We start from the raw sequence: 20,151 nt of genomic DNA, 5'->3' as shown, positions 1-20,151 counted from the left end.
GATTTCGCCTGACCTGGCCTGGTGCCCGGCAGGCCAGTTCCGCTAACCCATCGTTAAAAAAGGCTTTTTACAACATTACTGTTATACTGGAGCCACAACCTTTCTGCAGCCCAAATCTAAGACGTAAATTCATGAGTGATGATCCACACTATCAGCGCGAAAAATCCAAGTACGAAAAACCGGTAGCCAGTCGGGAATACCTGATGTCGGTGATGAAGGAACACGGCAGGCCAATGTCGTTTCTGGAGCTGTGCGCGATTGTGGACGCCACCGAAGAAGACAGTCGAATTGGCATTCAGCGCCGCCTGCGCGCCATGGAGCGGGAAGGCCAGGTGCAGTTCACCAAGCAGAAAAAGTACATACTGCAAAAACAGGAAGAGCTGTTTCGAGGGCGGGTGATTGGCCATCGGGACGGTTACGGCTTTTTACGCCCGGAAGACAAAAGCGGTGATTTGTTCATCAGTGCCGGGCAAATGCAGTTATTCATGCACGATGACATTGTGGAAGCCAGAGAAAGCGGCACCGATCGTCGCGGTCGCCGTGAAGCCTATATCACCCAGGTTGTGGAGCCACGCAGTGAGCCTATTGTCGGGCGCTATTACACCGAGCATGGGTTGGGTGTGGTGATCCCGGACGACAGTCGCCTCAATTATGAGATTGTGATCCCGCCGGAGAGTACCCACGGTGCCCGTATGGGGCAGGTTGTGGTGGTGGAAATTACTCAGCGGCCCCGTCGTCGCGTCAGCCCGGTTGGAAAAATCATTGAAGTGCTCGGCGAGCATATGGCGCCGGGTATGGAAATCGAAATGGCGCTGCGTACCTTCGACATTCCCCACGTGTGGCCCAAAGGTGTTGAACGCCAGATTGAAGGCGTGGGTGAAGAAGTCCCGGAAGAAGCCAAAACCGGGCGCATTGATTTGCGCCAGTTGCCGCTGGTGACGATCGACGGCGAAGACGCCCGGGATTTCGACGATGCGGTATTTTGCGAACCTCTCGATGAGGGTGGCTGGCAACTGTGGGTAGCAATTGCGGATGTCAGCTACTACGTTCGCCCGGGCACCGCGCTGGATACCGAAGCGCAGAATCGTGGTAATTCGGTGTATTTTCCTGAACAGGTCATACCCATGCTACCTAAGGTACTGTCGAACGGTTTGTGCTCGCTGAACCCGGAAGTGGACCGCCTTTGTATGGTTTGTGAGATGACCATCAGTGAACAGGGCAAGCTGAAAGACCATCAGTTTTATGAAGCGGTCATGAATTCCCACGCCCGTTTTACCTATACCAAGGTTTGGCACATTCTGCAGGGCGACAAGGAACTTCACCAGCGTTATGCCGACCACGTGCCTCATTTGCGTAACCTGCATGACATGTATCGGGCGCTGAAAAAGGCCCGTCAGCATCGCGGTGCAATTGAATTTGAGACTCAGGAAAGCAAATTTGTTTTTAACGCCCAGCGTAAAATTGAAAACATTGTGCCGCTGGAACGCAACGATGCGCACAAGCTGATTGAAGAATGCATGATCATGGCCAACGTCAGTGCGGCCAAATATCTCGAAGCTAATAAGGCGCCAGCCTTATACCGAGTGCACGATAAACCGGATGCGGACAGACTGTCGGCGTTCACTGCCTATCTGGGCGAAATCGGCGTACCACACCGCATTTCTGATGAGGCTACACCGGCCGATTTCACTGATGTGGTGAACAAAACCCTGCAACGCCCGGATCAGGAACTTATCCAGACGATGCTTTTGCGCTCTATGAAGCAGGCGGTTTATGACGGTGAAAACATCGGCCATTTTGGTCTGGCACTGGACGCCTACGCCCACTTCACCTCACCCATTCGGCGCTACCCGGACCTTGTGGTGCACCGCGCCATCAAGGGGCTGATTGCAAAACAGAAAGGTAAAAAGGCGGTGTCGGGCGCCAAGGCCTATACCATTGAGGAAGTTGAACAGCTTGGTGAACAGTGCTCCATGACGGAGCGCCGTGCTGATGACGCTACCCGAGATGTCTCCGACTGGCTGAAGTGTGAGTTCATGCTCGACCACGTGGGCGATCAGTTCGAAGGGGTAGTGGCCTCGGTGACCGGCTTTGGTTTGTTTGTTCGCCTCACTGAGTATCATATTGACGGGCTGGTGCACATCACCTCCCTGGATGATGACTATTATCGTTATGACGACGTCAAGCAAATGCTGATTGGGGAAAGTGGTCACAACCAATTCCGTCTCGGCGATGCCGTTACCGTGAAAGTTGCAGCGGTCAATCTGGATGAAAGAAAAATTGATTTGTTGCTGGATAAGTCTATGCTTCGCGGGCGCAGCGGCCGCAAGGTTCCGGTAAAAGCGGTCAGCAATAAACCACGGGGCAAGTTGGGCGGCGATTCAGACAAGCGTAAAGGCGGCAAAAACAGCGGTCGTAGTGCGGGTAAGTCATCGGCACGCCCCTCAGCAAAGAAAGGTAAGAAACGTTAAATGGCCCAGCAAGAATGGCTTTACGGTCTGCATGCCATGCAGGCGGTGTTGGAAAAAGAACCCGAGCGGGTAATTGAAATATTCGTTCTTAAAGGTCGGGATGATGAACGCCTGACCAACATCATCAATCAGGCCCGGCGCTTTGGCGTCAGCGTGCAGTTCTGCCAGCGTAAGGTGCTGGATGACAAGGTGCAGGGTGAGCAGCACCAGGGCGTTGTCGCCCGTGCCAAACCTGCGCGGGTACTGGATGAGTCCGATTTGGACCAAATCCTGGCCACGCAGAGCAATGCCCTGCTGTTAGTACTCGACGGAGTGACAGACCCGCACAATCTCGGCGCTTGCCTGCGTACCGCCGATGCTGCAGGGGTGCATGCTTTGGTGGTACCCAAAGATAAGTCGGCCAGCCTGACCGCGACCGCCCGAAAGGTGGCCTGTGGTGCGGCGGAAACCGTACCCTTGATTCAGGTCACCAATCTGTCTCGCACGTTAAAGCACCTTCAACAACAGGGGTTGTGGATTGTGGGAACTGCCGGGGAGGCCGAACAGCTGATATATGACGTCAGTCTGACAGGCCCGACGGCACTGGTGATGGGGGCGGAAGGCAAAGGTATGCGCAGGCTCACCCGGGAAAATTGCGACCAGTTGGTAAAGCTACCGATGGCAGGTAGTGTATCCAGCCTGAACGTTTCCGTTGCAACCGGAATTTGTTTGTACGAGATGGTACGCCAGCGTTCTTTGTAACTGATAAGCTTTTCAAACGCTTACAGACGCTGTAAAGATTTGTGTAATGCCCCGGGGATGTGGGTGTAAATAAATTGTTAAAAATAGGGTGTGGTGGTCGCAGAAATTCCTCTATGATGGGGCTGTGGCCAAGGCTGAAAGCCACAGGGATGCCATTGCAGTACCGTTGAGGTAACAGCGGTTATGACATCTGTCCGATGTATTGAACAAGGAAATCCCTATGAAAAAGCAATTTTGTTCCGGCTCTGTTTTTCGGGGCGCAGCGGCGCTGTCATTCTTCACACTTTACGCATACTCTTCATTTTCATACTCAACTGAATCTGCACTGCCGTCTGATATCACCGATTCACCCAGCCCAAAGGCAGCGCGCTATCTCATCACATTTAACGAAACCCTGACCAAGGATGCACCGAATACCGATTTATTGTTGGGGCCAGCAAAGGCCCGTTCGGGTTCCAGACCTCCCCGAAGGGAGTTGGACGAACAGAAAGCCAGCCAGTTATTGCAGGTCGAAGGTGTTCAGCCTCTCAAGACTATAAGGCGCCAGCGTCTGGTCGCTGCCGAGTTGACTGACGCACAACTTCAGCGATTGCAGGGCAAGGCAGATATTAATCGCATTGAACCGGACCATGTCCGTTACCTAATGGCTCAGAATATTCCCTATGGTTACAACCTGATCCAGGCCAGCCAGCTTTCCCAAAGCGATACATCTGCGCGCAAGGTGTGTGTGCTGGATACCGGTTATCAGTTGGGGCACCCGGACCTGCCCGATCAAAACAATGGTGCCAGCGGTGAGGCCAATAACTCTGAGGTAGGGCAATGGTATGTGGATGGTTACGGGCACGGTACCCATGTTGCCGGAACTATTGCCGCATACGACAACTTTGAGGGAATGGTAGGTGTTTATCCGGGAGTCTCCATTCACGCGGTTAAGGTGTTTGACAACCGCGGTAACTGGACGTATTCGTCGGATTTGATTGAAGGGCTAAACCAGTGCCGGGATGCCGGGGCCAACGTGATCAACATGAGCCTGGGAGGGGCAGGGTCTTCACTGGCAGAACAGAACGCCTTCGAGGATGTGGCAGCAGATGGCATATTGCTGGTCGCCTCTGCCGGTAATGACGGAACCAGTACGCTCAATTATCCGGCTTCCTACGATTCGGTGATGTCAGTGGCTGCCGTTAACAGTCAGGAGAGGCGAGCCAGCTTCAGCCAGTTTAATTATCAGGTGGAAATTGCGGCGCCGGGTGTAAATGTACTTTCGACCGTACCCACTAACGAGTATGCGAGCTACAGTGGCACTTCCATGGCAGCACCCCATGTGGCAGGAGCCGCAGCACTGGTTTGGAGTTTCTTTCCGGAGTGTGGTGCGTCTGAAATTCGCCAGGCCCTGAATCTTACCGCAAAAGACAAAGGCCGCACCGGAAGGGACCCATACTTCGGTTACGGTATTGTGCAGGTGGCCGATGCCTATGACTATATCAGTACACAGGGCTGCGAAGGGGACCCTGAACCCATCGAAGAGCCAGGGATAGAGCCCATTGTTGGGGGTGTGGAGAACATTACCATTCGTCGAAACGATTGGTATCGCACCAGCATTGACGTACCTGAGGGAGCGCGCTCGTTGGTGGTGACTATTCAAGGAGGGCTTGGTGATGCCGATCTGTATCTTAACCATCTAAATCAGCCTTCACTGAGCCGCTATGTATGCCGCCCCTATAACGGTGGTAATGAGGAAAGCTGCGAGATTGCCAACCCTCAGCCAGGCACCTGGCACATTGGCCTGTATGCGTATCTGTTTACCCGCAATGTGGATTTAAGCTGGCACATTGAGTAACTGATAGCGCGACAGCGAAATTCGTTAAATACACCTACGGCAGCCATTGAGCTGCCTTTTTGCAGATTGCCGATATCTGCCACTGCCCCTTACCCAAACACGCCGGACAAAGATCATGTTTAAATTGTCAAATCCTTTTAAATCATAGGGTTGTTGAACAAGGTCTATAGATTGTATAGGCTGGCTGATGCAATCTTAAAGGGGCAGGTAACGGATGAAGCGGGGCATAAGCGCAGTAATAATTCTGTTGTGGTTTGGGCGGGCGCAGGCTGAAAAGCCGAAGGATTTTGTTGAACTCAATACGGCCATGCCGGATGCCTCTTATGACATTCGCTATTTTGGTTCGCAAAATTTTGTTGGCGAGCCCATCGACGGGTACCTTGCACCCAAATGCCTTTTGCAGCGTGAAGCTGCTGAGTCACTAATTCGGGTGGCTAAGCAGGTTGCAAAACAGGGCTTGCGTCTGAAAATCTTCGATTGTTACCGCCCGCAACGTGCGGTTAGCCACTTTATGCGCTGGGCCCAGGATCTCAGCGATAAACGCACTAAAGCAGAGTATTACCCCAACCTGGCCAAAGAGACGTTAGTCGGTGACTACATCGCCGAACGCTCCGGACACAGTCGCGGCGCAACGGTTGACCTTACGCTGGAATTTCAGCAAACCAACGGGCATTGGCAGGAACTCGATATGGGTTCCGCCTTTGACCTGTTTGATACACTTTCCAACACCGATGATCCAAGAATCAGCGAGCTTCAGCGCCAAAACCGCCAGTTGCTCAAATCAATGATGGAAGCCGGAAGCTTTGAAAACTATTCCATGGAGTGGTGGCATTACTCTTACCAGCCCCAACCCTATCCTGATACCTATTTCAACTTTGCAATCGAATAATCTGTGTTTCCGGAGCGGGTTTCCGGTCTGCCAAGTCTGCTCTGCTGAACTTATGTGCCAGTGTTATAACGGAGTTGCATTAAAAATAAACCTAAATGATATTGATTCTCAAACGCAATACCGGTAAGGTTTCGTCCGCAATAAAATTCGTTGGATAAAAGGACACATTGTGAAAGCAAGCATACTCGCAACCAGCATTGGACTGATTCTTTCCAGTGCTGCACTGGCTGAAGGCAATACGGCCAGCACCCAAAAGCAATATGATGAACAGCAAACCGAGCGTATTACCGTACGCGGTGCCTACTTTGGTCAGCAGGCCGCTGACTCGGTAAAAACGCCTACCTTGCTGATTGATGTGCCCCAATTTGTATCGGTTGTATCTGCCGAGCAAATTCAGCAACAGGCGCTGCAAAGTGTAGCTGATGTGGTGCAGTATACGCCGGGTGTTACCATTGGCCTGGGTGAAGATCACCGTGACCAGATGACCATTCGCGGGCAGAACACCACTGCGGACTTCTTTGTTGATGGCTTACGCGACGATGTCCAGTACTTTCGCCCTCTGTATAACCTGGAGCGGGTTGAAATTCTCCGTGGCGCGAACGCACTTCTGTTTGGCCGTGGTGGCGGTGGCGGTATCATCAACCGTGTGACCAAAGAGGCCGAGCTGAGCGGAACTTTTTCAGCGTTTAGCGCCAACCTGGATACTTTTGGTGCCTCAATGGCAACCATTGACACCAACCAGGTGATTGATGGTTCGCAAGCTTTGCGACTGAATGCCTTCCATGAGCAGGTAGACAACCACCGTGACTTCAAAAATGGCAGTCGTTACGGTGTAAACCCGACGTACAGCTGGGCGATCAGCCCCGACACCAAACTGGTGCTTTCTTACGAGTATCTGGATGACGATCGTCTGGTTGACCGCGGTATTCCTTCGGAAAACGGTAAGCCTGCAGCCGGCCACCAGGACACCTATTTTGGTGACCCGGACTTTAACCGCACTACCTTGCAGGCGCAGATTGCCCGCGCCCGCATCGATCACATGATTTCAAGCAATTGGTCATTGAATGCCACGCTGCAATACGCTGATTACGACAAGTTCTATCAGAACCTGTATCCGGTGGCGTTCGATTCCACAGCGGCAACGGTTAAGCTGGATGGTTACCGGGACGGCACTGACCGTGACAACCTGATCTTCCAGTTCAACGCTGTAGGTCAGTTCGATACCGGGTCGGTAAGCCATACGTTGCTGGCGGGGTTTGAATACGGTGACCAGGATACCGCCAATTATCGCAAAGACGCGCTTTTTGTTGATAGTAACGACGATCAAATCACTTTTGAATTCAGCAATCCATTAGAGGTGCCGGAGTTCGGGCTTACCGGTGTTGTGCGTGACACTGCCTCAAATGTGAAATTTACCTCAGCCTTCGTTCAGGATGAAATTGCCCTGTTTGAGCAACTGATTCTGGTCGCTGGCCTGCGTTATGACCGCTTCGATATTGATGTGCTGGATGTGATTGAACAGAACAACGGCAGCGAAGATGGCAACAACGGTGCACTGGGTCGTGTAGACGAAGAAATCTCCCCTCGTGTGGGCCTGATATACAAGCCGCTGGACAACGTATCCGTGTACGCCAGTTTGAGCCAGTCATTCCTGCCACGCTCCGGTGATCAGTTCCTGACACTGAGCCTGAGTTCTCAGGCCCTGGCGCCAGAAGAATTCGAAAACCGTGAAGTGGGTGTGAAGTGGAACCTTTCTGACGCGCTGAGCCTCTCCGCTGCGGTATTTGAAATTGAGCGTGAGAATGGCAGCGTGACCGACCCGGCTAACCCGGAACGTTCGCTGTTGACCGGAACCGAAACCAAAGGGTTTGAATTCCAGTTGGCAGGCCAGTTGGCGGATAACTGGTCTGTCAGTGCCGGCTACAGTAATCTCGACGGCCAGGAAATGGGGCGAGTTGCCGATGGCGAAGTGAACAACCGTACCCTGGCGCAGGTGCCTGAGCACATGGTGTCCCTGTGGAGCCGCTACGGCTTCAGCGACAAACTGAGCGCTGCCCTGGGTGTTGTTTACCAGTCTGAGCAGTATGCATCACTGGGTAATGCGGTAGAATTGCCAGACTTCACCCGGGTGGATATGGCAGTTTACTACCAGTTGTCTGATGCGTTGCAGGTGCAGTTAAACGTTGAAAATCTGCTGGATGAGGAGTATTTCCCCTCGGCCCACAATGACAACAACATTGCTACCGGTGAACCGCTCAACGCCCGCCTTGGTGTAAGCTACACCTTCTAATTTGCTGATTTTTCAGGCAGTCTTGCTGTTGCCGGGAATTTGACCAAATGGTCAGCCCGGCAACGCCGCCAGGCCCAATCAAACCGCTGTATTCAGCGGTTTTTGCGTTTTCAGCACTGCCTAAAATTAATTCACTTTTATGCTATCGCTGCCCGAACTTTTCTGTTATTATTTCGCGCCCTTTTTATGGGGGTATGTATATAAAAGCAGCAATTCCTGTTGTTTTTAGCAGCGTAACGACCCGGAAGGGTTTTAATTAATAGCGGAGCACTAACATGATCCAAATGCAAACTAACCTGGATGTAGCCGACAACAGCGGCGCTCGCAGGGTTCAGTGTATTAAGGTTCTTGGTGGCTCGCATCGCCGTTATGCAGGTATCGGTGACATCATCAAAGTTACCGTCAAGGAAGCAATTCCTCGCGGTAAGGTAAAAAAAGGTGACGTACTGAACGCAGTGGTGGTGCGTACTAGAAAAGGCGTTCGTCGTGCAGATGGCTCTGTCATCCGTTTTGACAATAACGCGGCTGTGTTGTTGAACAACAACAAGCAACCAATTGGTACGCGTATCTTTGGCCCGGTAACCCGTGAGCTTCGGAGTGATAACTTCATGAAGATCATCTCACTGGCCCCAGAGGTACTATAAGGAGTCACGATAATGGCTAGAAAAATTCGTCGTGATGATGAAGTAGTCGTATTGGCGGGCAAAGACAAAGGCAAGCAGGGCAAAGTCCTGAAAGTGCTGGTAGCTGAAGACCGCGTAGTTGTAGAAGGCATTAACCTTGTCAAGAAACACCAGAAGCCAAACCCACACCTGGGTGTTGCTGGTGGCATCGTTGAGAAGGAAGCTTCTATTCACGTTTCTAATGTTGCGATCGTTAACCCGGCAACGGGCAAAGCGGATCGCGTTGGTTTCCGTTTCGAAGACGAGAAGAAAGTACGTTTCTTCAAGTCTAACGGCGAACTTGTTTAATTAATTGGAGAGTACGATGGCGAAACTGCATGATTTCTATAAAGAAACAGTAGTAGCTGAACTTGCGAAGCAGTTCGGGTACAAAAGCGTCATGCAAGTCCCTCGGATTGAGAAAATCACCCTGAACATGGGTCTGGGTGAAGCAGTTGCAGACAAGAAGGTTCTTGAGCACGCGACAGCTGATATGGCTGCTATCGCGGGTCAAAAACCGGTTGTGACAGTTGCTAGAAAATCCGTAGCGGGTTTTAAAATCCGTGAAGGTTATCCGATTGGCTGTAAAGTAACCCTGCGCGGCGAGCGTATGTGGGAATTCCTGGAGCGTTTGATTTCAATCGCAATTCCTCGTGTTCGCGACTTCCGTGGTTTGAACCCTAAATCATTCGACGGTCGTGGTAACTACAGTATGGGCGTGCGTGAGCAAATCATCTTCCCTGAAATCGATTTCGATAAAGTGGATAAGGTTCGTGGTATGGATATTACTATCACTACCAGCGCGAACTCTGATGACGAAGCACGTGCTCTGCTGTCCGCGTTCAACTTCCCATTCAGAAAATAAGGGGTGTAGGGTTATGGCAAAAGAATCAATGAAGGCTCGTGAAGTCAAGCGTGCAAAGCTGGTAGCTAAGTACGCTGAAAAGCGCGCCGCACTTAAAGCGATTATCAGCGATGTTAACGCCTCTGATGAAGAGCGTTGGGATGCTGTTCTGAAGCTACAACAACTGCCACGTGACAGCGCCAAGACTCGTCAGCAAAACCGCTGCCGGATCACTGGTCGTCCACATGGTTTCCTACGCAAATTCGGTCTGAGCCGTATCAAGCTTCGTGAAGCTGCGATGCGCGGTGAAGTCCCTGGCCTGAAAAAAGCCAGCTGGTAAGGAGTAGCTGATAATGAGCATGCAAGATCCTATCGCGGATATGTTTACCCGCATCCGTAACGGCCAGATGGCGCACAAAGTTGCTGTATCCATGCCTTCTTCAAAACTGCGTGTTGCTATCGCAGGCGTGTTGAAAGCTGAAGGTTACATCACTGACTTCGCTGTTTCTGGTGACGTTAAGCCTGTTTTGGAAGTAACTCTTAAGTACTTCGAAGGCAAGCAAGTAATTGACACTATCGAGCGTGTTAGCCGCCCTGGTCTGCGCATCTATAAGAAAAAAGATGAGCTGCCAAAAGTAATGGGTGGGTTAGGCGTTGCTATCGTGTCAACTTCTAAAGGTGTGATGACTGACCGTGCTGCGCGTAAAGCAGGCATGGGCGGTGAGATCATCGGTTATGTAGCGTAATCGGAGGAGTTGAAATGTCACGTGTAGCAAAAGCCCCGGTAGACGTAAAATCAGGCGTAGATATCTCTATCTCTGGTCAAGAAGTCACTGTGAAAGGTAGTAAAGGTACCCTGACTCGCGTATTCAATAACGCAGTTGAAGTAGTACAAGAAGAGAACCAGCTGAAAGCTCTGCCTCGTGAAGGTTTTGCTGATGCATGGGCTCAGGCTGGTACCGCTCGCGCTCTGTTGAATGCAATGGTTATCGGTGTGTCTGAAGGTTTTGAGAAAAAACTGCAGTTGTTGGGTGTTGGTTACCGTGCTCAGGCACAAGGTAGCAAACTGAACCTGACTCTGGGTTTCTCTCACCCTGTTGTATACGAAATGCCACAAGGCATTACCGTAGAAACTCCTAGCCAAACTGAAATCGTCGTTAAAGGCGCCGATAAGCAGGTGGTAGGACAGGTAGCAGCGAACATTCGCGGATATCGTCCACCAGAGCCTTACAAAGGCAAAGGTGTTCGTTATGCTGACGAAAACGTTCGTCGCAAAGAAGCTAAGAAAAAGTAGGTGGGTGATACGATGGATAAAAAAGCAGCTCGCTTGCGTCGCGCTACTCGCGCACGCGCAAAAATTCGTGAACTGGCCGCGCATCGCCTGGTAATTAACCGTACACCTCGCCACATCTATGCTCAGTTGATCGCTCCAAGCGGCTCTGAAGTATTGGCGGCAGCTTCTACCGTTGAAAAAGACTTAGCGAAAGATCTGAAATCAACTGGTAACGCTGAAGCGGCTGCAGCAGTGGGTAAAGCCATTGCTGAGCGTGCTATCGAAAAAGGCATCAAAGTAGTAGCCTTCGATCGCAGCGGTTTTAAATACCACGGTCGCGTTAAAGCATTAGCTGATGCAGCTCGCGAAGCTGGTCTTCAGTTCTAGGAGTGAAGAATAATGGCTAAACAAGAAGTTCAAACAGGTGAAATGCTGGAAAAATTGATTGCCGTTAACCGCGTATCCAAAGTGGTTAAAGGTGGTCGTATCTTCAGTTTCACTGCATTGACAGTAGTGGGTGACGGCAACGGTCGCGTTGGTTTCGGTTACGGTAAAGCACGTGAAGTGCCAGCCGCAATCCAGAAAGCAATGGAAAAGGCTCGCCGCAACCTGGTAGACGTGGACCTGAACGGTCACACTCTGCAGCACCCAATTAAGGGTCGCCACTCTGGCTCTAAAGTTTACATGCAGCCTGCATCTGAAGGTACCGGTATCATTGCCGGTGGTGCGATGCGTGCAGTACTTGAAGTAGCTGGCGTGCAGAACGTACTTTCAAAATGTTACGGCTCTACAAACCCAATCAACGTGGTTCGTGCCACCATTAACGCGCTGACCGAGATGAACTCTCCAGCGGGTGTGGCTGCTAAGCGTGGATTGTCTGTAGAAGAGATTTTGGGGTAATCAGACATGGCAACGATTAAAGTAAAGCAAACGAAAAGTGCGATTGGCCGTCTGCCAAAGCACAAAGCGACGCTGAAAGGCCTTGGCCTGCGTAAAATCAACCATGTCCGTGAGTTGGAAGACACCCCAGCAGTTCGTGGCATGATCAACCGTGTATATTACATGGTTGAGATAGTGGAGGAGTAAGAGATGCGTTTAAACACTATTTCTCCTGCACCAGGAGCAAAAACATCTGGTAAACGTCTTGGCCGTGGTATCGGTTCAGGTCTTGGTAAAACCGGTGGCCGTGGTCACAAAGGTCAGAAAAGCCGTTCAGGCGGTTCTGTTAAGCCAGGATTTGAAGGTGGTCAGATGCCAATCCAGCGTCGTCTGCCTAAGTTCGGTTTCACTTCCCGCAAGGGCCTGGTTACTGACCAAGTAACCCTGACTGAAATCGCCAAGGTAGAGGGTGATACTGTTTCTCTTGAAACCCTGAAAGCAGCTGGTCTGGTCAAAAAAGACATCCAGTTCGTTAAAGTGGTTAAGAGCGGTGAAGTATCACGCGCTGTTACGGTAAGCGGGTTGAAGGTTACTAAAGGCGCGCGTGAAGCGATTGAAACTGCCGGCGGTAAAGTAGAGGAATAAGCTAGATGGCTAAACCAGGATTGGATTCAGGCGCGAAAAGCGGCTTAAGTGAGCTTAAGGCAAGATTGTTGTTCGTACTGGGTGCGATCGTGGTGTTCAGGTTAGGTTCTTATGTACCTATTCCTGGTATCGACGCTGCGGTTCTCGCTCAACTGTTTGAACAGCAAAAAGGCACCATCGTTGAAATGTTCAACATGTTCTCCGGTGGAGCCCTTGAGCGTGCATCCGTTCTGGCTTTGGGCATTATGCCATACATTACTGCATCCATTATCATGCAGTTGCTCACGGTGGTTCATCCACCGATGATGGAGCTTAAAAAAGAAGGCGAAGCAGGTCGTCGTAAGATCAGTCAGTACACGCGTTATCTGACGCTGGTGCTGGCGACTTTCCAATCCATCGGGATTGCGACTGGCCTGCCCAACCTGATTAATGGATTGGTGATAAGTCCTGGCTTCGGATTCTACTTTACGGCGGTAGTGAGCTTGGTCACAGGAACTATGTTCCTGATGTGGCTGGGCGAGCAGATTACCGAACGAGGTATTGGTAACGGTATCTCTATTTTGATATTTGCTGGTATTGTTGCCGGCTTGCCCACAGCGATAGGGCAAACCGCGGAACAGGCACGGCAGGGCGACATCAACATGTTGTTCCTGTTGTTGATTGGTGTGATCGTACTTGGTCTGACCTATCTGGTAGTGTTCGTAGAACGTGCACAGCGCCGGATTGTGGTGAACTATGCCAAGCGTCAGCAAGGCCGCAAGGTCTTCGCCGCGCAAAGCACGCATTTACCACTGAAGGTCAACATGGCCGGTGTTATACCACCGATTTTTGCCTCCAGCATCATTCTGTTTCCAGGCACCATCGCAGGATGGTTTGGTCAGAATGAATCTACAGCGTGGTTGCAGGACGTAGCATTAATGCTTTCGCCCGGTCAGCCGCTGTACGTGATGTTGTATGCAGCAGCGATTATCTTCTTCTGCTTCTTCTATACCGCGTTGGTGTTTAACCCTCGCGATACAGCAGACAACCTGAAGAAATCCGGTGCGTTCATCCCAGGCATTCGCCCGGGTGAGCAAACGTCACGTTATATCGACAAGGTAATGACTCGTCTGACCCTGGCTGGCGCACTTTACATAACCTTTATTTGTTTGGTGCCTGAATTTATGTTGATTGCCTGGAACGTGCCTTTCTACTTCGGTGGAACGTCACTGCTCATCATCGTGGTGGTCATCATGGACTTCATGGCACAGGTGCAGACCCATCTGATGTCTTCTCAGTATGAGTCTGTTCTGAAGAAAGCTAACCTTAAAGGCTACGGCCGCTAAGTTTGGCCTACTACGGAGTGATGTAATGAAAGTTCGTGCATCAGTTAAAAAGATTTGCCGTAACTGCAAAATCATCAAGCGCAACGGTGTTGTGCGTGTAATTTGCAGCTCTGACCCTAAGCATAAGCAAAGGCAAGGTTAATCTTCTACGCGGTGAATAATTCACACAGAGTGTAAGCTGAACCTGACACAGGTTCAGCTTAGTCTGTTGCAGTTTTATACACCTTAAGTTGCAATTTAGTCGGCGGGTAAGTATCCTATCGGGCTTTTTAGGCTGTCGACAATTATTTAGAGGAGTGCTGTTAATGGCCCGTATCGCTGGCATTAACATTCCTGAGCACAAGCACGCTGTGATCGCCCTTCAGGCAATCTACGGTGTTGGTCCTACACGTGCGAAAAGCATCTGTGCAGGCGCTGGTGTTGCAGAATCTACAAAAATCAAAGAGCTTGATGAAGCTACTATTGAGAAACTTCGTGAAGAAGTGGCTAAGTTCACCGTTGAAGGTGACCTGCGCCGTGAAGTTTCTATGAGCATCAAACGTTTGATGGACCTGGGTTGCTTCCGTGGCATTCGCCACCGTCGTAGCTTGCCTCTACGTGGTCAGCGCACTAAAACCAATGCGCGTACCCGTAAAGGTCCTCGTAAGCCAATTAAAAAGTAAGCGGGGGTATTAAGTTATGGCTAAAGCACCAGCTCGTAATACGCGCAAACGCGCAAAACGTCAGGTCGCAGACGGTATGGCTCATATCCATGCGTCTTTCAACAACACAATTGTGACTATCACTGACCGTCAAGGCAATGCACTGGCTTGGGCAACTTCAGGTGGTTCTGGTTTCCGTGGTTCACGTAAATCTACCCCTTTTGCTGCACAGGTTGCTGCTGAGCGTGCTGGCGTTGCCGCACAAGATTACGGTCTGAAGAACCTTGAAGTGTTCGTTAAAGGTCCAGGTCCAGGCCGTGAGTCTGCGATCCGTGCTCTTAACGCCACTGGTTATAAGATCACAAACATTACCGATGTGACCCCTATTCCTCACAACGGTTGTCGTCCACCGAAAAAACGTCGCGTTTAATCGACGGACAGTTGGAGAAAGATCATGGCAAGATATTTGGGTCCAAAACTCAAACTTAGCCGTCGCGAAGGAACAGACCTGTTCCTGAAAAGCGGCGTTCGCGCAATCGATTCTAAGTGTAAGATCGATACTGCTCCTGGTCAGCACGGTGCCCGTCGTGGCCGTCTGTCTGACTACGGTGTTCAGCTGCGTGAAAAACAAAAAGTTCGTCGTATGTACGGCGTTCTGGAAAAGCAATTCCGCAACTACTACAAAGAAGCTGCCCGTCTGAAAGGCAACACCGGTGAAAACCTGTTGCAACTTCTTGAGCAGCGTCTGGACAACGTAGTATATCGCATGGGATTCGCCAGCACTCGTGCCGAAGCGCGTCAGCTGGTTAGCCACAAGGCGATCATGGTAAATGGTCAAGTGGTTAACATTCCATCGTATAACGTTACTGCCGAAGACGTGGTTTCTGTTCGTGAAAAAGCTAAGAAGCAAGCGCGTATCGTTGCTGCTTTGGAGCTGGCTGACCAACGTGAGAAGCCAACCTGGATTGAAGTAGACAGCAACAAAATGGAAGGTACGTTCAAGCGTGTTCCAGAAAGAACTGACTTGTCTGCCGAAATTAACGAACAGTTGATCGTCGAACTTTACTCTAAGTAAAGCTAACTAAAGAGGAAGCATTGTGGGTTCTGTGACTGAATTCCTAAAACCGAGATTAGTTGAGATCGAAAACGTTTCTCCTACTCGTGCCAAAGTAACTTTGGAACCCCTGGAGCGCGGCTTTGGCCACACTCTGGGTAACGCCCTTCGCCGCATCCTGCTGTCGTCCATGCCTGGATGTGCAGTAACCGAAGTGGAAATCGATGGCGTATTGCACGAGTACAGCACCAAAGAAGGTGTTCAGGAAGATGTGATTGAGATCCTTCTGAATCTGAAAGGTTTGGCGGTTCGTCTTGAAGGTAAAGACGAAGCGACTCTTACCTTAGTGAAATCTGGCGCTGGCCCTGTTGTCGCTGGTGATATTCAGCACGATGGCGATGTAGAAATTGTTAACCCTGACCATGTAATTTGTACTTTGACCGGCGAAGCTGAAATCAGCATGCGCATCAAAGTAGAAATGGGTCGCGGTTACGTTCCTGCTGCTACTCGTCGCTCCTCTGAAGAAGATGATCGTCCAATTGGTCGTTTGTTAGTTGACGCTTCCTACAGCCCGGTTGAACGTATTGCTTATACTGTAGAAGCTGCGCGTGTTGAACAGCGCACTGACCTGGATAAGCTGATCATTGATATGGAAACAAACGGCACTCTGGATCCTGAAGAAGCGATCCGCCGTTCTGCAACCATTCTGGCTGAGCAACTGGATGCCTTCGTGGATCTGCGCGATGTATCCGAGCCAGTACAGAAAGAAGAGAAGCCGGAATTCGATCCGATTCTGCTTCGTCCGGTTGATGATCTGGAACTGACCGTACGTTCTGCCAACTGTCTGAAAGCGGAAGCTATCCAGTACATTGGTGACCTGGTACAGCGTACCGAGGTTGAGTTGTTGAAGACTCCTAACCTGGGTAAGAAATCGCTAACTGAAATCAAAGATGTGTTAGCTTCTCGTGGACTTTCTCTGGGCATGCGCCTGGAAAACTGGCCACCAGAGAGCATCGCTGACAAAGATTAATCAGGTTTTATTACAAAACTGATTTGTGAAAGAAGGATAAAACTATGCGCCATCGTAAGAGTGGTCGTCAGTTGAATCGCAACAGCAGCCATCGTCAAGCTATGTTTAAAAACATGGCCGGCTCTTTGGTCAAGCACGAAGTGATCAAAACGACGTTACCCAAAGCGAAAGAATTACGTCGCGTAATTGAGCCTCTTATCACTCTGGCCAAGCAAGACAGCGTTGCAAACCGCCGTCTGGCTTTCGCCCGTACAGGTGATAAAGAAGTAGTAGGTAAACTGTTTAACGAACTGGGTCCTCGTTATGAGGAGCGTGCAGGTGGTTACACTCGTATTCTGAAGTGTGGCTTCCGCGCCGGCGACAACGCCCCTATGGCTTACGTTGAACTGGTAGACCGCGCAGTTGAAGAAGTTGCTGAAGAAGCAGCTGACGCTACTGAAGAATAAGCTCACAAAGCTTGATTAAAAAACCCCGCCCAGGCGGGGTTTTTTGTTTCTGTTTGAGAAACAGATCGTTTACTTTAAGACGCTTAAAAGGCAATTAATTTCAGGTTGCAGGTATTACTTGAAAAATTCGACAAACGGTATCGATTTTGGTGAATACGGTTCAATTTCGTTTGCTGCAATTTTTTCCTCAAGCCTGAGGCAGTATTCGGTTGGATTGGAATCTGCGGAAATGTCTTTGAAATCCCAGTACGCATATTCCCACCATTTTACATTTTGCAGTTTTTCTCTTTCTTTTTCGTTAAATCTATATTTAACAATTTTGGCTGGAACCCCCGCAACAACAGCATATGGTGGTACGTCTTTAGTAACAACAGCTCTCGTGGCGATAACAGCTCCGTCTCCTATTGTAATTCCTGTCGCCAGAGTAACATTGTGCCCAATCCATACATCATTACCAATATTAACAGACAAATCCTGAAGCTGGTGGGGATTTGTAACTTGATATGTGGTTTCTAATTTGGCGTCTTGAGCCGAAATAGTCGAAAGAATAAATGTGGGGTTGTAGGTTATCGCTGAACTGGAGAATCGTTCAATGGGGTGCTTTTCTCCCATAACAGATACTCCGCTAGCAATTGAACAATAGCGACCGACTACAGTGTGTTCGGGTAACTCACTCCATGAGTAAGAGAATGATCCCATGGTGTATAATTTACTGCCTTCAAAATAGCCTGTATAAGGCTCGGCAATTGAATCAGAATAGAAACTTATTCTTTGTCCATCGATAAATCTTGCTCTACCTTTTTGAGAAAAAAATATTCGTTTATTCTTGAATTCGTGTTCAAGAGATTTTTTATAAAATCTACGTTGTATCATGTTTGTTCTTTTTTGGTATTCAATATAATAAAAACTTCAACTCAAGCCTAAAAAGATTGAGCTTAGACTTTACACCTTTTTTTTGTAGTGCAGTCCTCATAAAGGCTGTTAACATAACCTACAATCTTTTCAAGACGAGCCTCGCCTGCACTATTGATTATGTCCGCTCTTAGAATTTTATTAGGGACTTCATCGCATTTTAATGAGTCAATTTTTTCTTTAATATAAGAACGAAAATCTTCGTTTGCATTCGGAGATTTAACAATAAATCTAGCGTTGCTCTGAGTAACTACGTAATTAGGGTTCACGGATTTAATGAATTCGGGGTCAATATTTCCAGCACAGTGAAAAAAAACAATGATCTTGTAAACGCGACTAAGATAATTAAACATGGTGTAGCTTGATGAAGAACCCAGTACCATTAATACATCTTCATAAATAGCTTCCTTGTAATAAATAACTCGAATCCTTCCGAAATTTGGAAGTTGGTTATCAAAAACCACGAAGTGCTGATGATTAAAAGAACTAAGGAATTCCTCGTTGTGTTTTTGGTTGGGATATACTTTGTTGCCTAAATCACCAGTAACGTATCGTGTTCTATATGTGTCTGATGAAAATAATTTGGCTATTTTTTCCTTATCTGATTTTTGGCATGAAACAACGTCTAGACTTGCCAGCATAGCTCCATAGTGGCTCCAGTGCGTATCACAAACTCTATAGGATCGTTTTGGTGATGACCTAAGTGTTTTAATTGGAATGATTAAATCGAAATCTAATGGGGCCAAATCAATTAGTTGATCCAGAGCAGTTTTTCGCGCCCTGGAGTAGGGATAATAATCTGAATATACCATTTCTTTAGACGGGGCGATGAGCATACAGAAATGGATGCCTAACGTTTTTTTTAGTTGGTCCTGATGATTCAGGTAATTCTTCCACGCGCTTCTCTCATAACGGGATAGCTTGATTTTTCCGGTGTATTGTTCGACGCTTTGGTTGCTGTCATTATCGAGAAACAACCAACCGTCTCTACCATGAAGTACTTTTAGGGAACCTTCAATGTGAAATTCTGAGAGAGCAATAAACTTACCACCAAATATTACTCCCACTTGAAAGTAGGGAGCATCAATTGATAGGGAAGTACTAAAACCACATATCACATCAGAGTAGTTTTCTGAGTTAATGCCTAAAATCTTTACTAATACATCTGGTCTTTCTCTATTAAATTTAAGCGAAATTATAGAGTTTTCAATCAGAACGACTGGTTGAATTTTGATTGGGTCTTCTACTAAAATCCAACCACTGACTGTTAATCCGAACTCTTCCAGAATCTGATCGTCGACCTCTTGATTTAGCGTCGGTTCATCAATGCACCAGCGAGTAACTCCTTTGAAGGATGCAGGGGCAAGATTTTTGCTTTTAATTGTATATGTTGCCAATCAGCACTCCTAGTTAGGCAAATGGGTAAAGCTACAGGTAGTCAGCGATGATATTGTATTCATCCTGCAGGAAAGGCTTAAGAATATTGTGATTAGGGATATGTTGCATAGAACCCCTAATGTTTTTAAATGATTCCTGTAAAGGGCGCCCTAAAAGTTTACTCAAACGGATTAAGTCCTGCTTATATTTATGAACCGATCCTACAAATTCAAATTCAGAAATAGGAGAGTAGTTGAAGAACCTGGAATATGTCTCGGTCAGAACTGGAAGAGTCCTGTTTGATATCATATCAAATACAATTTCATCTACACTTGAAATACCTTTACTTATATAGAGTTCGTAAATTAACTGATATTGAGGATGTGATCCTTGGGTCTGTAAAAGATGTCTTACTAAGCTATGAATTCGAGCAACAGGATCCCTTACCCAAACAATGCGGCGAGCATTAGGAAACATTACCTGATGATTTGCATGTGGTCTGAAGTGACCATGGATAACTTTGCATTTGCGTGGTATCCAAATTTGCTCCCCTTTACTGAGAGCGCCTGCTCCTGTTGTTGCGTAGGCTTCAAAAACTCTTACGCTCGAAAATGATTTTTCGAGGCTAACTCGAAGGGAGCTTCCCGCCGTTTTTGGAATGTGATATGAAATCCATTCTAAATTTTTGTTTGGCCTGGTCAACGAATAGGGTCCTGGAAATATAAAACGTTCCATGGCCCACAAAGCTTTCTTATATTCCATTCGACTTCATTTTTTGCTTGCTAATAATTTTGGGTTTTGTTGGGGTGGTAGAGTATCAGGTATTTTACTTTTC

Annotated in this window: 25 protein-coding genes; 22 read left to right on the top strand and 3 right to left on the bottom strand. The window is 48.7% G+C overall.

The window, feature by feature from the left end:
• The first annotated feature begins 131 nt into the window (after positions 1-131).
• From rnr to rplQ, 22 genes are all read left to right on the top strand, one after another.
• The gene (gene rnr, locus DXV75_RS06290; protein WP_115592553.1) at positions 132-2,471 is read left to right on the top strand and encodes a ribonuclease R; all 2,340 of its coding nucleotides are present in this window, start codon (positions 132-134) and stop codon (positions 2,469-2,471) included.
• Positions 2,472-3,212 carry a 23S rRNA (guanosine(2251)-2'-O)-methyltransferase RlmB gene (rlmB, locus tag DXV75_RS06285; protein WP_115592552.1) on the top strand — a complete coding sequence of 247 codons (741 nt, stop codon included), beginning with the start codon at positions 2,472-2,474 and terminating at the stop codon, positions 3,210-3,212.
• A 220-nt stretch (positions 3,213-3,432) separates the two neighbouring features.
• Positions 3,433-5,049, top strand: coding sequence for a S8 family serine peptidase (locus DXV75_RS06280; protein WP_115592551.1), 1,617 nt, complete (start codon positions 3,433-3,435; stop codon positions 5,047-5,049).
• 214 nt (positions 5,050-5,263) lie between these two features.
• On the top strand, positions 5,264-5,938 hold the full coding sequence (locus DXV75_RS06275) for a M15 family metallopeptidase (RefSeq protein ID WP_115592550.1): 675 nt from the start codon (positions 5,264-5,266) through the stop codon (positions 5,936-5,938).
• A 169-nt stretch (positions 5,939-6,107) separates the two neighbouring features.
• Entirely contained in the window at positions 6,108-8,228 is a 2,121-nt protein-coding gene (locus DXV75_RS06270; RefSeq protein WP_245953135.1) for a TonB-dependent receptor, read from the top strand.
• 275 nt (positions 8,229-8,503) lie between these two features.
• Positions 8,504-8,872 carry a 50S ribosomal protein L14 gene (rplN, locus tag DXV75_RS06260; protein WP_115592548.1) on the top strand — a complete coding sequence of 123 codons (369 nt, stop codon included), beginning with the start codon at positions 8,504-8,506 and terminating at the stop codon, positions 8,870-8,872.
• 12 nt (positions 8,873-8,884) lie between these two features.
• Complete coding sequence (rplX, locus tag DXV75_RS06255) at positions 8,885-9,199, top strand: 50S ribosomal protein L24 (RefSeq protein WP_115592547.1); 315 nt, start codon at positions 8,885-8,887, stop codon at positions 9,197-9,199.
• Positions 9,200-9,215: 16 nt separating this feature from the next.
• Positions 9,216-9,755 (top strand): 50S ribosomal protein L5, encoded by a 540-nt coding sequence (gene rplE, locus DXV75_RS06250; protein ID WP_115592546.1) that lies wholly within the window; start codon positions 9,216-9,218, stop codon positions 9,753-9,755.
• A 13-nt stretch (positions 9,756-9,768) separates the two neighbouring features.
• Positions 9,769-10,074 (top strand): 30S ribosomal protein S14, encoded by a 306-nt coding sequence (gene rpsN / locus DXV75_RS06245; RefSeq protein WP_115592545.1) that lies wholly within the window; start codon positions 9,769-9,771, stop codon positions 10,072-10,074.
• A gap of 13 nt (positions 10,075-10,087) precedes the next feature.
• On the top strand, positions 10,088-10,480 hold the full coding sequence (rpsH, locus tag DXV75_RS06240; protein WP_115592544.1) for a 30S ribosomal protein S8: 393 nt from the start codon (positions 10,088-10,090) through the stop codon (positions 10,478-10,480).
• A gap of 14 nt (positions 10,481-10,494) precedes the next feature.
• The gene (gene rplF, locus DXV75_RS06235; protein ID WP_115592543.1) at positions 10,495-11,028 is read left to right on the top strand and encodes a 50S ribosomal protein L6; all 534 of its coding nucleotides are present in this window, start codon (positions 10,495-10,497) and stop codon (positions 11,026-11,028) included.
• A gap of 12 nt (positions 11,029-11,040) precedes the next feature.
• Positions 11,041-11,394 (top strand): 50S ribosomal protein L18, encoded by a 354-nt coding sequence (rplR, locus tag DXV75_RS06230; protein ID WP_115592542.1) that lies wholly within the window; start codon positions 11,041-11,043, stop codon positions 11,392-11,394.
• Positions 11,395-11,406: 12 nt separating this feature from the next.
• Positions 11,407-11,907, top strand: coding sequence for a 30S ribosomal protein S5 (gene rpsE, locus DXV75_RS06225; protein WP_115592541.1), 501 nt, complete (start codon positions 11,407-11,409; stop codon positions 11,905-11,907).
• 6 nt (positions 11,908-11,913) lie between these two features.
• A complete protein-coding gene (rpmD, locus tag DXV75_RS06220) occupies positions 11,914-12,093 on the top strand; it encodes a 50S ribosomal protein L30 (RefSeq protein ID WP_014950907.1) in 180 nt (59 codons plus the stop codon).
• A 3-nt stretch (positions 12,094-12,096) separates the two neighbouring features.
• Positions 12,097-12,531 (top strand): 50S ribosomal protein L15, encoded by a 435-nt coding sequence (gene rplO, locus DXV75_RS06215; RefSeq protein ID WP_115592540.1) that lies wholly within the window; start codon positions 12,097-12,099, stop codon positions 12,529-12,531.
• A gap of 5 nt (positions 12,532-12,536) precedes the next feature.
• Entirely contained in the window at positions 12,537-13,856 is a 1,320-nt protein-coding gene (gene secY / locus DXV75_RS06210) for a preprotein translocase subunit SecY (protein WP_115592539.1), read from the top strand.
• 25 nt (positions 13,857-13,881) lie between these two features.
• Positions 13,882-13,998 (top strand): 50S ribosomal protein L36, encoded by a 117-nt coding sequence (gene rpmJ / locus DXV75_RS06205; protein ID WP_073325329.1) that lies wholly within the window; start codon positions 13,882-13,884, stop codon positions 13,996-13,998.
• 163 nt (positions 13,999-14,161) lie between these two features.
• The gene (gene rpsM / locus DXV75_RS06200) at positions 14,162-14,518 is read left to right on the top strand and encodes a 30S ribosomal protein S13 (protein WP_115592538.1); all 357 of its coding nucleotides are present in this window, start codon (positions 14,162-14,164) and stop codon (positions 14,516-14,518) included.
• Positions 14,519-14,534: 16 nt separating this feature from the next.
• Positions 14,535-14,927, top strand: a complete 393-nt coding sequence (rpsK, locus tag DXV75_RS06195) for a 30S ribosomal protein S11 (protein WP_115592537.1) — start codon at positions 14,535-14,537, stop codon at positions 14,925-14,927.
• Positions 14,928-14,951: 24 nt separating this feature from the next.
• Positions 14,952-15,572: a 30S ribosomal protein S4 gene (gene rpsD, locus DXV75_RS06190; RefSeq protein WP_115592536.1), complete on the top strand. Its 621-nt coding sequence runs from the start codon at positions 14,952-14,954 to the stop codon at positions 15,570-15,572.
• A gap of 19 nt (positions 15,573-15,591) precedes the next feature.
• Positions 15,592-16,581, top strand: a complete 990-nt coding sequence (locus DXV75_RS06185) for a DNA-directed RNA polymerase subunit alpha (RefSeq protein ID WP_115592535.1) — start codon at positions 15,592-15,594, stop codon at positions 16,579-16,581.
• Between the two features lie 44 nt (positions 16,582-16,625).
• Positions 16,626-17,027 carry a 50S ribosomal protein L17 gene (rplQ, locus tag DXV75_RS06180; protein ID WP_115592534.1) on the top strand — a complete coding sequence of 134 codons (402 nt, stop codon included), beginning with the start codon at positions 16,626-16,628 and terminating at the stop codon, positions 17,025-17,027.
• 114 nt (positions 17,028-17,141) lie between these two features.
• On the opposite strand, the gene DXV75_RS17265 is transcribed toward rplQ, so the two are convergent.
• From DXV75_RS17265 to DXV75_RS06165, 3 genes are all read right to left on the bottom strand, one after another.
• On the bottom strand, positions 17,142-17,900 hold the full coding sequence (locus DXV75_RS17265) for a CatB-related O-acetyltransferase (protein ID WP_115592533.1): 759 nt from the start codon (positions 17,898-17,900) through the stop codon (positions 17,142-17,144).
• Between the two features lie 62 nt (positions 17,901-17,962).
• The gene (locus tag DXV75_RS06170; protein ID WP_115592532.1) at positions 17,963-19,336 is read right to left on the bottom strand and encodes an alginate O-acetyltransferase AlgX-related protein; all 1,374 of its coding nucleotides are present in this window, start codon (positions 19,334-19,336) and stop codon (positions 17,963-17,965) included.
• 31 nt (positions 19,337-19,367) lie between these two features.
• On the bottom strand, positions 19,368-20,078 hold the full coding sequence (locus DXV75_RS06165) for a hypothetical protein (RefSeq protein WP_115592531.1): 711 nt from the start codon (positions 20,076-20,078) through the stop codon (positions 19,368-19,370).
• Between the last annotated feature and the right edge of the window lie 73 nt (positions 20,079-20,151).

The organism is Alteromonas aestuariivivens, assembly GCF_003367475.1.
In the GTDB taxonomy this organism is placed as follows: domain Bacteria; phylum Pseudomonadota; class Gammaproteobacteria; order Enterobacterales; family Alteromonadaceae; genus Alteromonas; species Alteromonas aestuariivivens.
This window is presented reverse-complemented; position numbering and strand designations above follow the sequence as displayed.

What these genes read in the sequence shown, in the direction of transcription:
- rnr (WP_115592553.1), top strand. Translation starts at nt 132, where the DNA reads ATGAGTGATGATCCACACTATCAGCGCGAAAAATCCAAGTACGAAAAA.
- rlmB (WP_115592552.1), top strand. Translation starts at nt 2,472, where the DNA reads ATGGCCCAGCAAGAATGGCTTTACGGTCTGCATGCCATGCAGGCGGTG.
- DXV75_RS06280 (WP_115592551.1), top strand. Translation starts at nt 3,433, where the DNA reads ATGAAAAAGCAATTTTGTTCCGGCTCTGTTTTTCGGGGCGCAGCGGCG.
- DXV75_RS06275 (WP_115592550.1), top strand. Translation starts at nt 5,264, where the DNA reads ATGAAGCGGGGCATAAGCGCAGTAATAATTCTGTTGTGGTTTGGGCGG.
- rplN (WP_115592548.1), top strand. Translation starts at nt 8,504, where the DNA reads ATGATCCAAATGCAAACTAACCTGGATGTAGCCGACAACAGCGGCGCT.
- rplX (WP_115592547.1), top strand. Translation starts at nt 8,885, where the DNA reads ATGGCTAGAAAAATTCGTCGTGATGATGAAGTAGTCGTATTGGCGGGC.
- rplE (WP_115592546.1), top strand. Translation starts at nt 9,216, where the DNA reads ATGGCGAAACTGCATGATTTCTATAAAGAAACAGTAGTAGCTGAACTT.
- rpsN (WP_115592545.1), top strand. Translation starts at nt 9,769, where the DNA reads ATGGCAAAAGAATCAATGAAGGCTCGTGAAGTCAAGCGTGCAAAGCTG.
- rpsH (WP_115592544.1), top strand. Translation starts at nt 10,088, where the DNA reads ATGAGCATGCAAGATCCTATCGCGGATATGTTTACCCGCATCCGTAAC.
- rplF (WP_115592543.1), top strand. Translation starts at nt 10,495, where the DNA reads ATGTCACGTGTAGCAAAAGCCCCGGTAGACGTAAAATCAGGCGTAGAT.
- rplR (WP_115592542.1), top strand. Translation starts at nt 11,041, where the DNA reads ATGGATAAAAAAGCAGCTCGCTTGCGTCGCGCTACTCGCGCACGCGCA.
- rpsE (WP_115592541.1), top strand. Translation starts at nt 11,407, where the DNA reads ATGGCTAAACAAGAAGTTCAAACAGGTGAAATGCTGGAAAAATTGATT.
- rpmD (WP_014950907.1), top strand. Translation starts at nt 11,914, where the DNA reads ATGGCAACGATTAAAGTAAAGCAAACGAAAAGTGCGATTGGCCGTCTG.
- rplO (WP_115592540.1), top strand. Translation starts at nt 12,097, where the DNA reads ATGCGTTTAAACACTATTTCTCCTGCACCAGGAGCAAAAACATCTGGT.
- secY (WP_115592539.1), top strand. Translation starts at nt 12,537, where the DNA reads ATGGCTAAACCAGGATTGGATTCAGGCGCGAAAAGCGGCTTAAGTGAG.
- rpmJ (WP_073325329.1), top strand. Translation starts at nt 13,882, where the DNA reads ATGAAAGTTCGTGCATCAGTTAAAAAGATTTGCCGTAACTGCAAAATC.
- rpsM (WP_115592538.1), top strand. Translation starts at nt 14,162, where the DNA reads ATGGCCCGTATCGCTGGCATTAACATTCCTGAGCACAAGCACGCTGTG.
- rpsK (WP_115592537.1), top strand. Translation starts at nt 14,535, where the DNA reads ATGGCTAAAGCACCAGCTCGTAATACGCGCAAACGCGCAAAACGTCAG.
- rpsD (WP_115592536.1), top strand. Translation starts at nt 14,952, where the DNA reads ATGGCAAGATATTTGGGTCCAAAACTCAAACTTAGCCGTCGCGAAGGA.
- rplQ (WP_115592534.1), top strand. Translation starts at nt 16,626, where the DNA reads ATGCGCCATCGTAAGAGTGGTCGTCAGTTGAATCGCAACAGCAGCCAT.
- DXV75_RS17265 (WP_115592533.1), bottom strand. Translation starts at nt 17,900, where the DNA reads ATGATACAACGTAGATTTTATAAAAAATCTCTTGAACACGAATTCAAG.
- DXV75_RS06165 (WP_115592531.1), bottom strand. Translation starts at nt 20,078, where the DNA reads ATGGAATATAAGAAAGCTTTGTGGGCCATGGAACGTTTTATATTTCCA.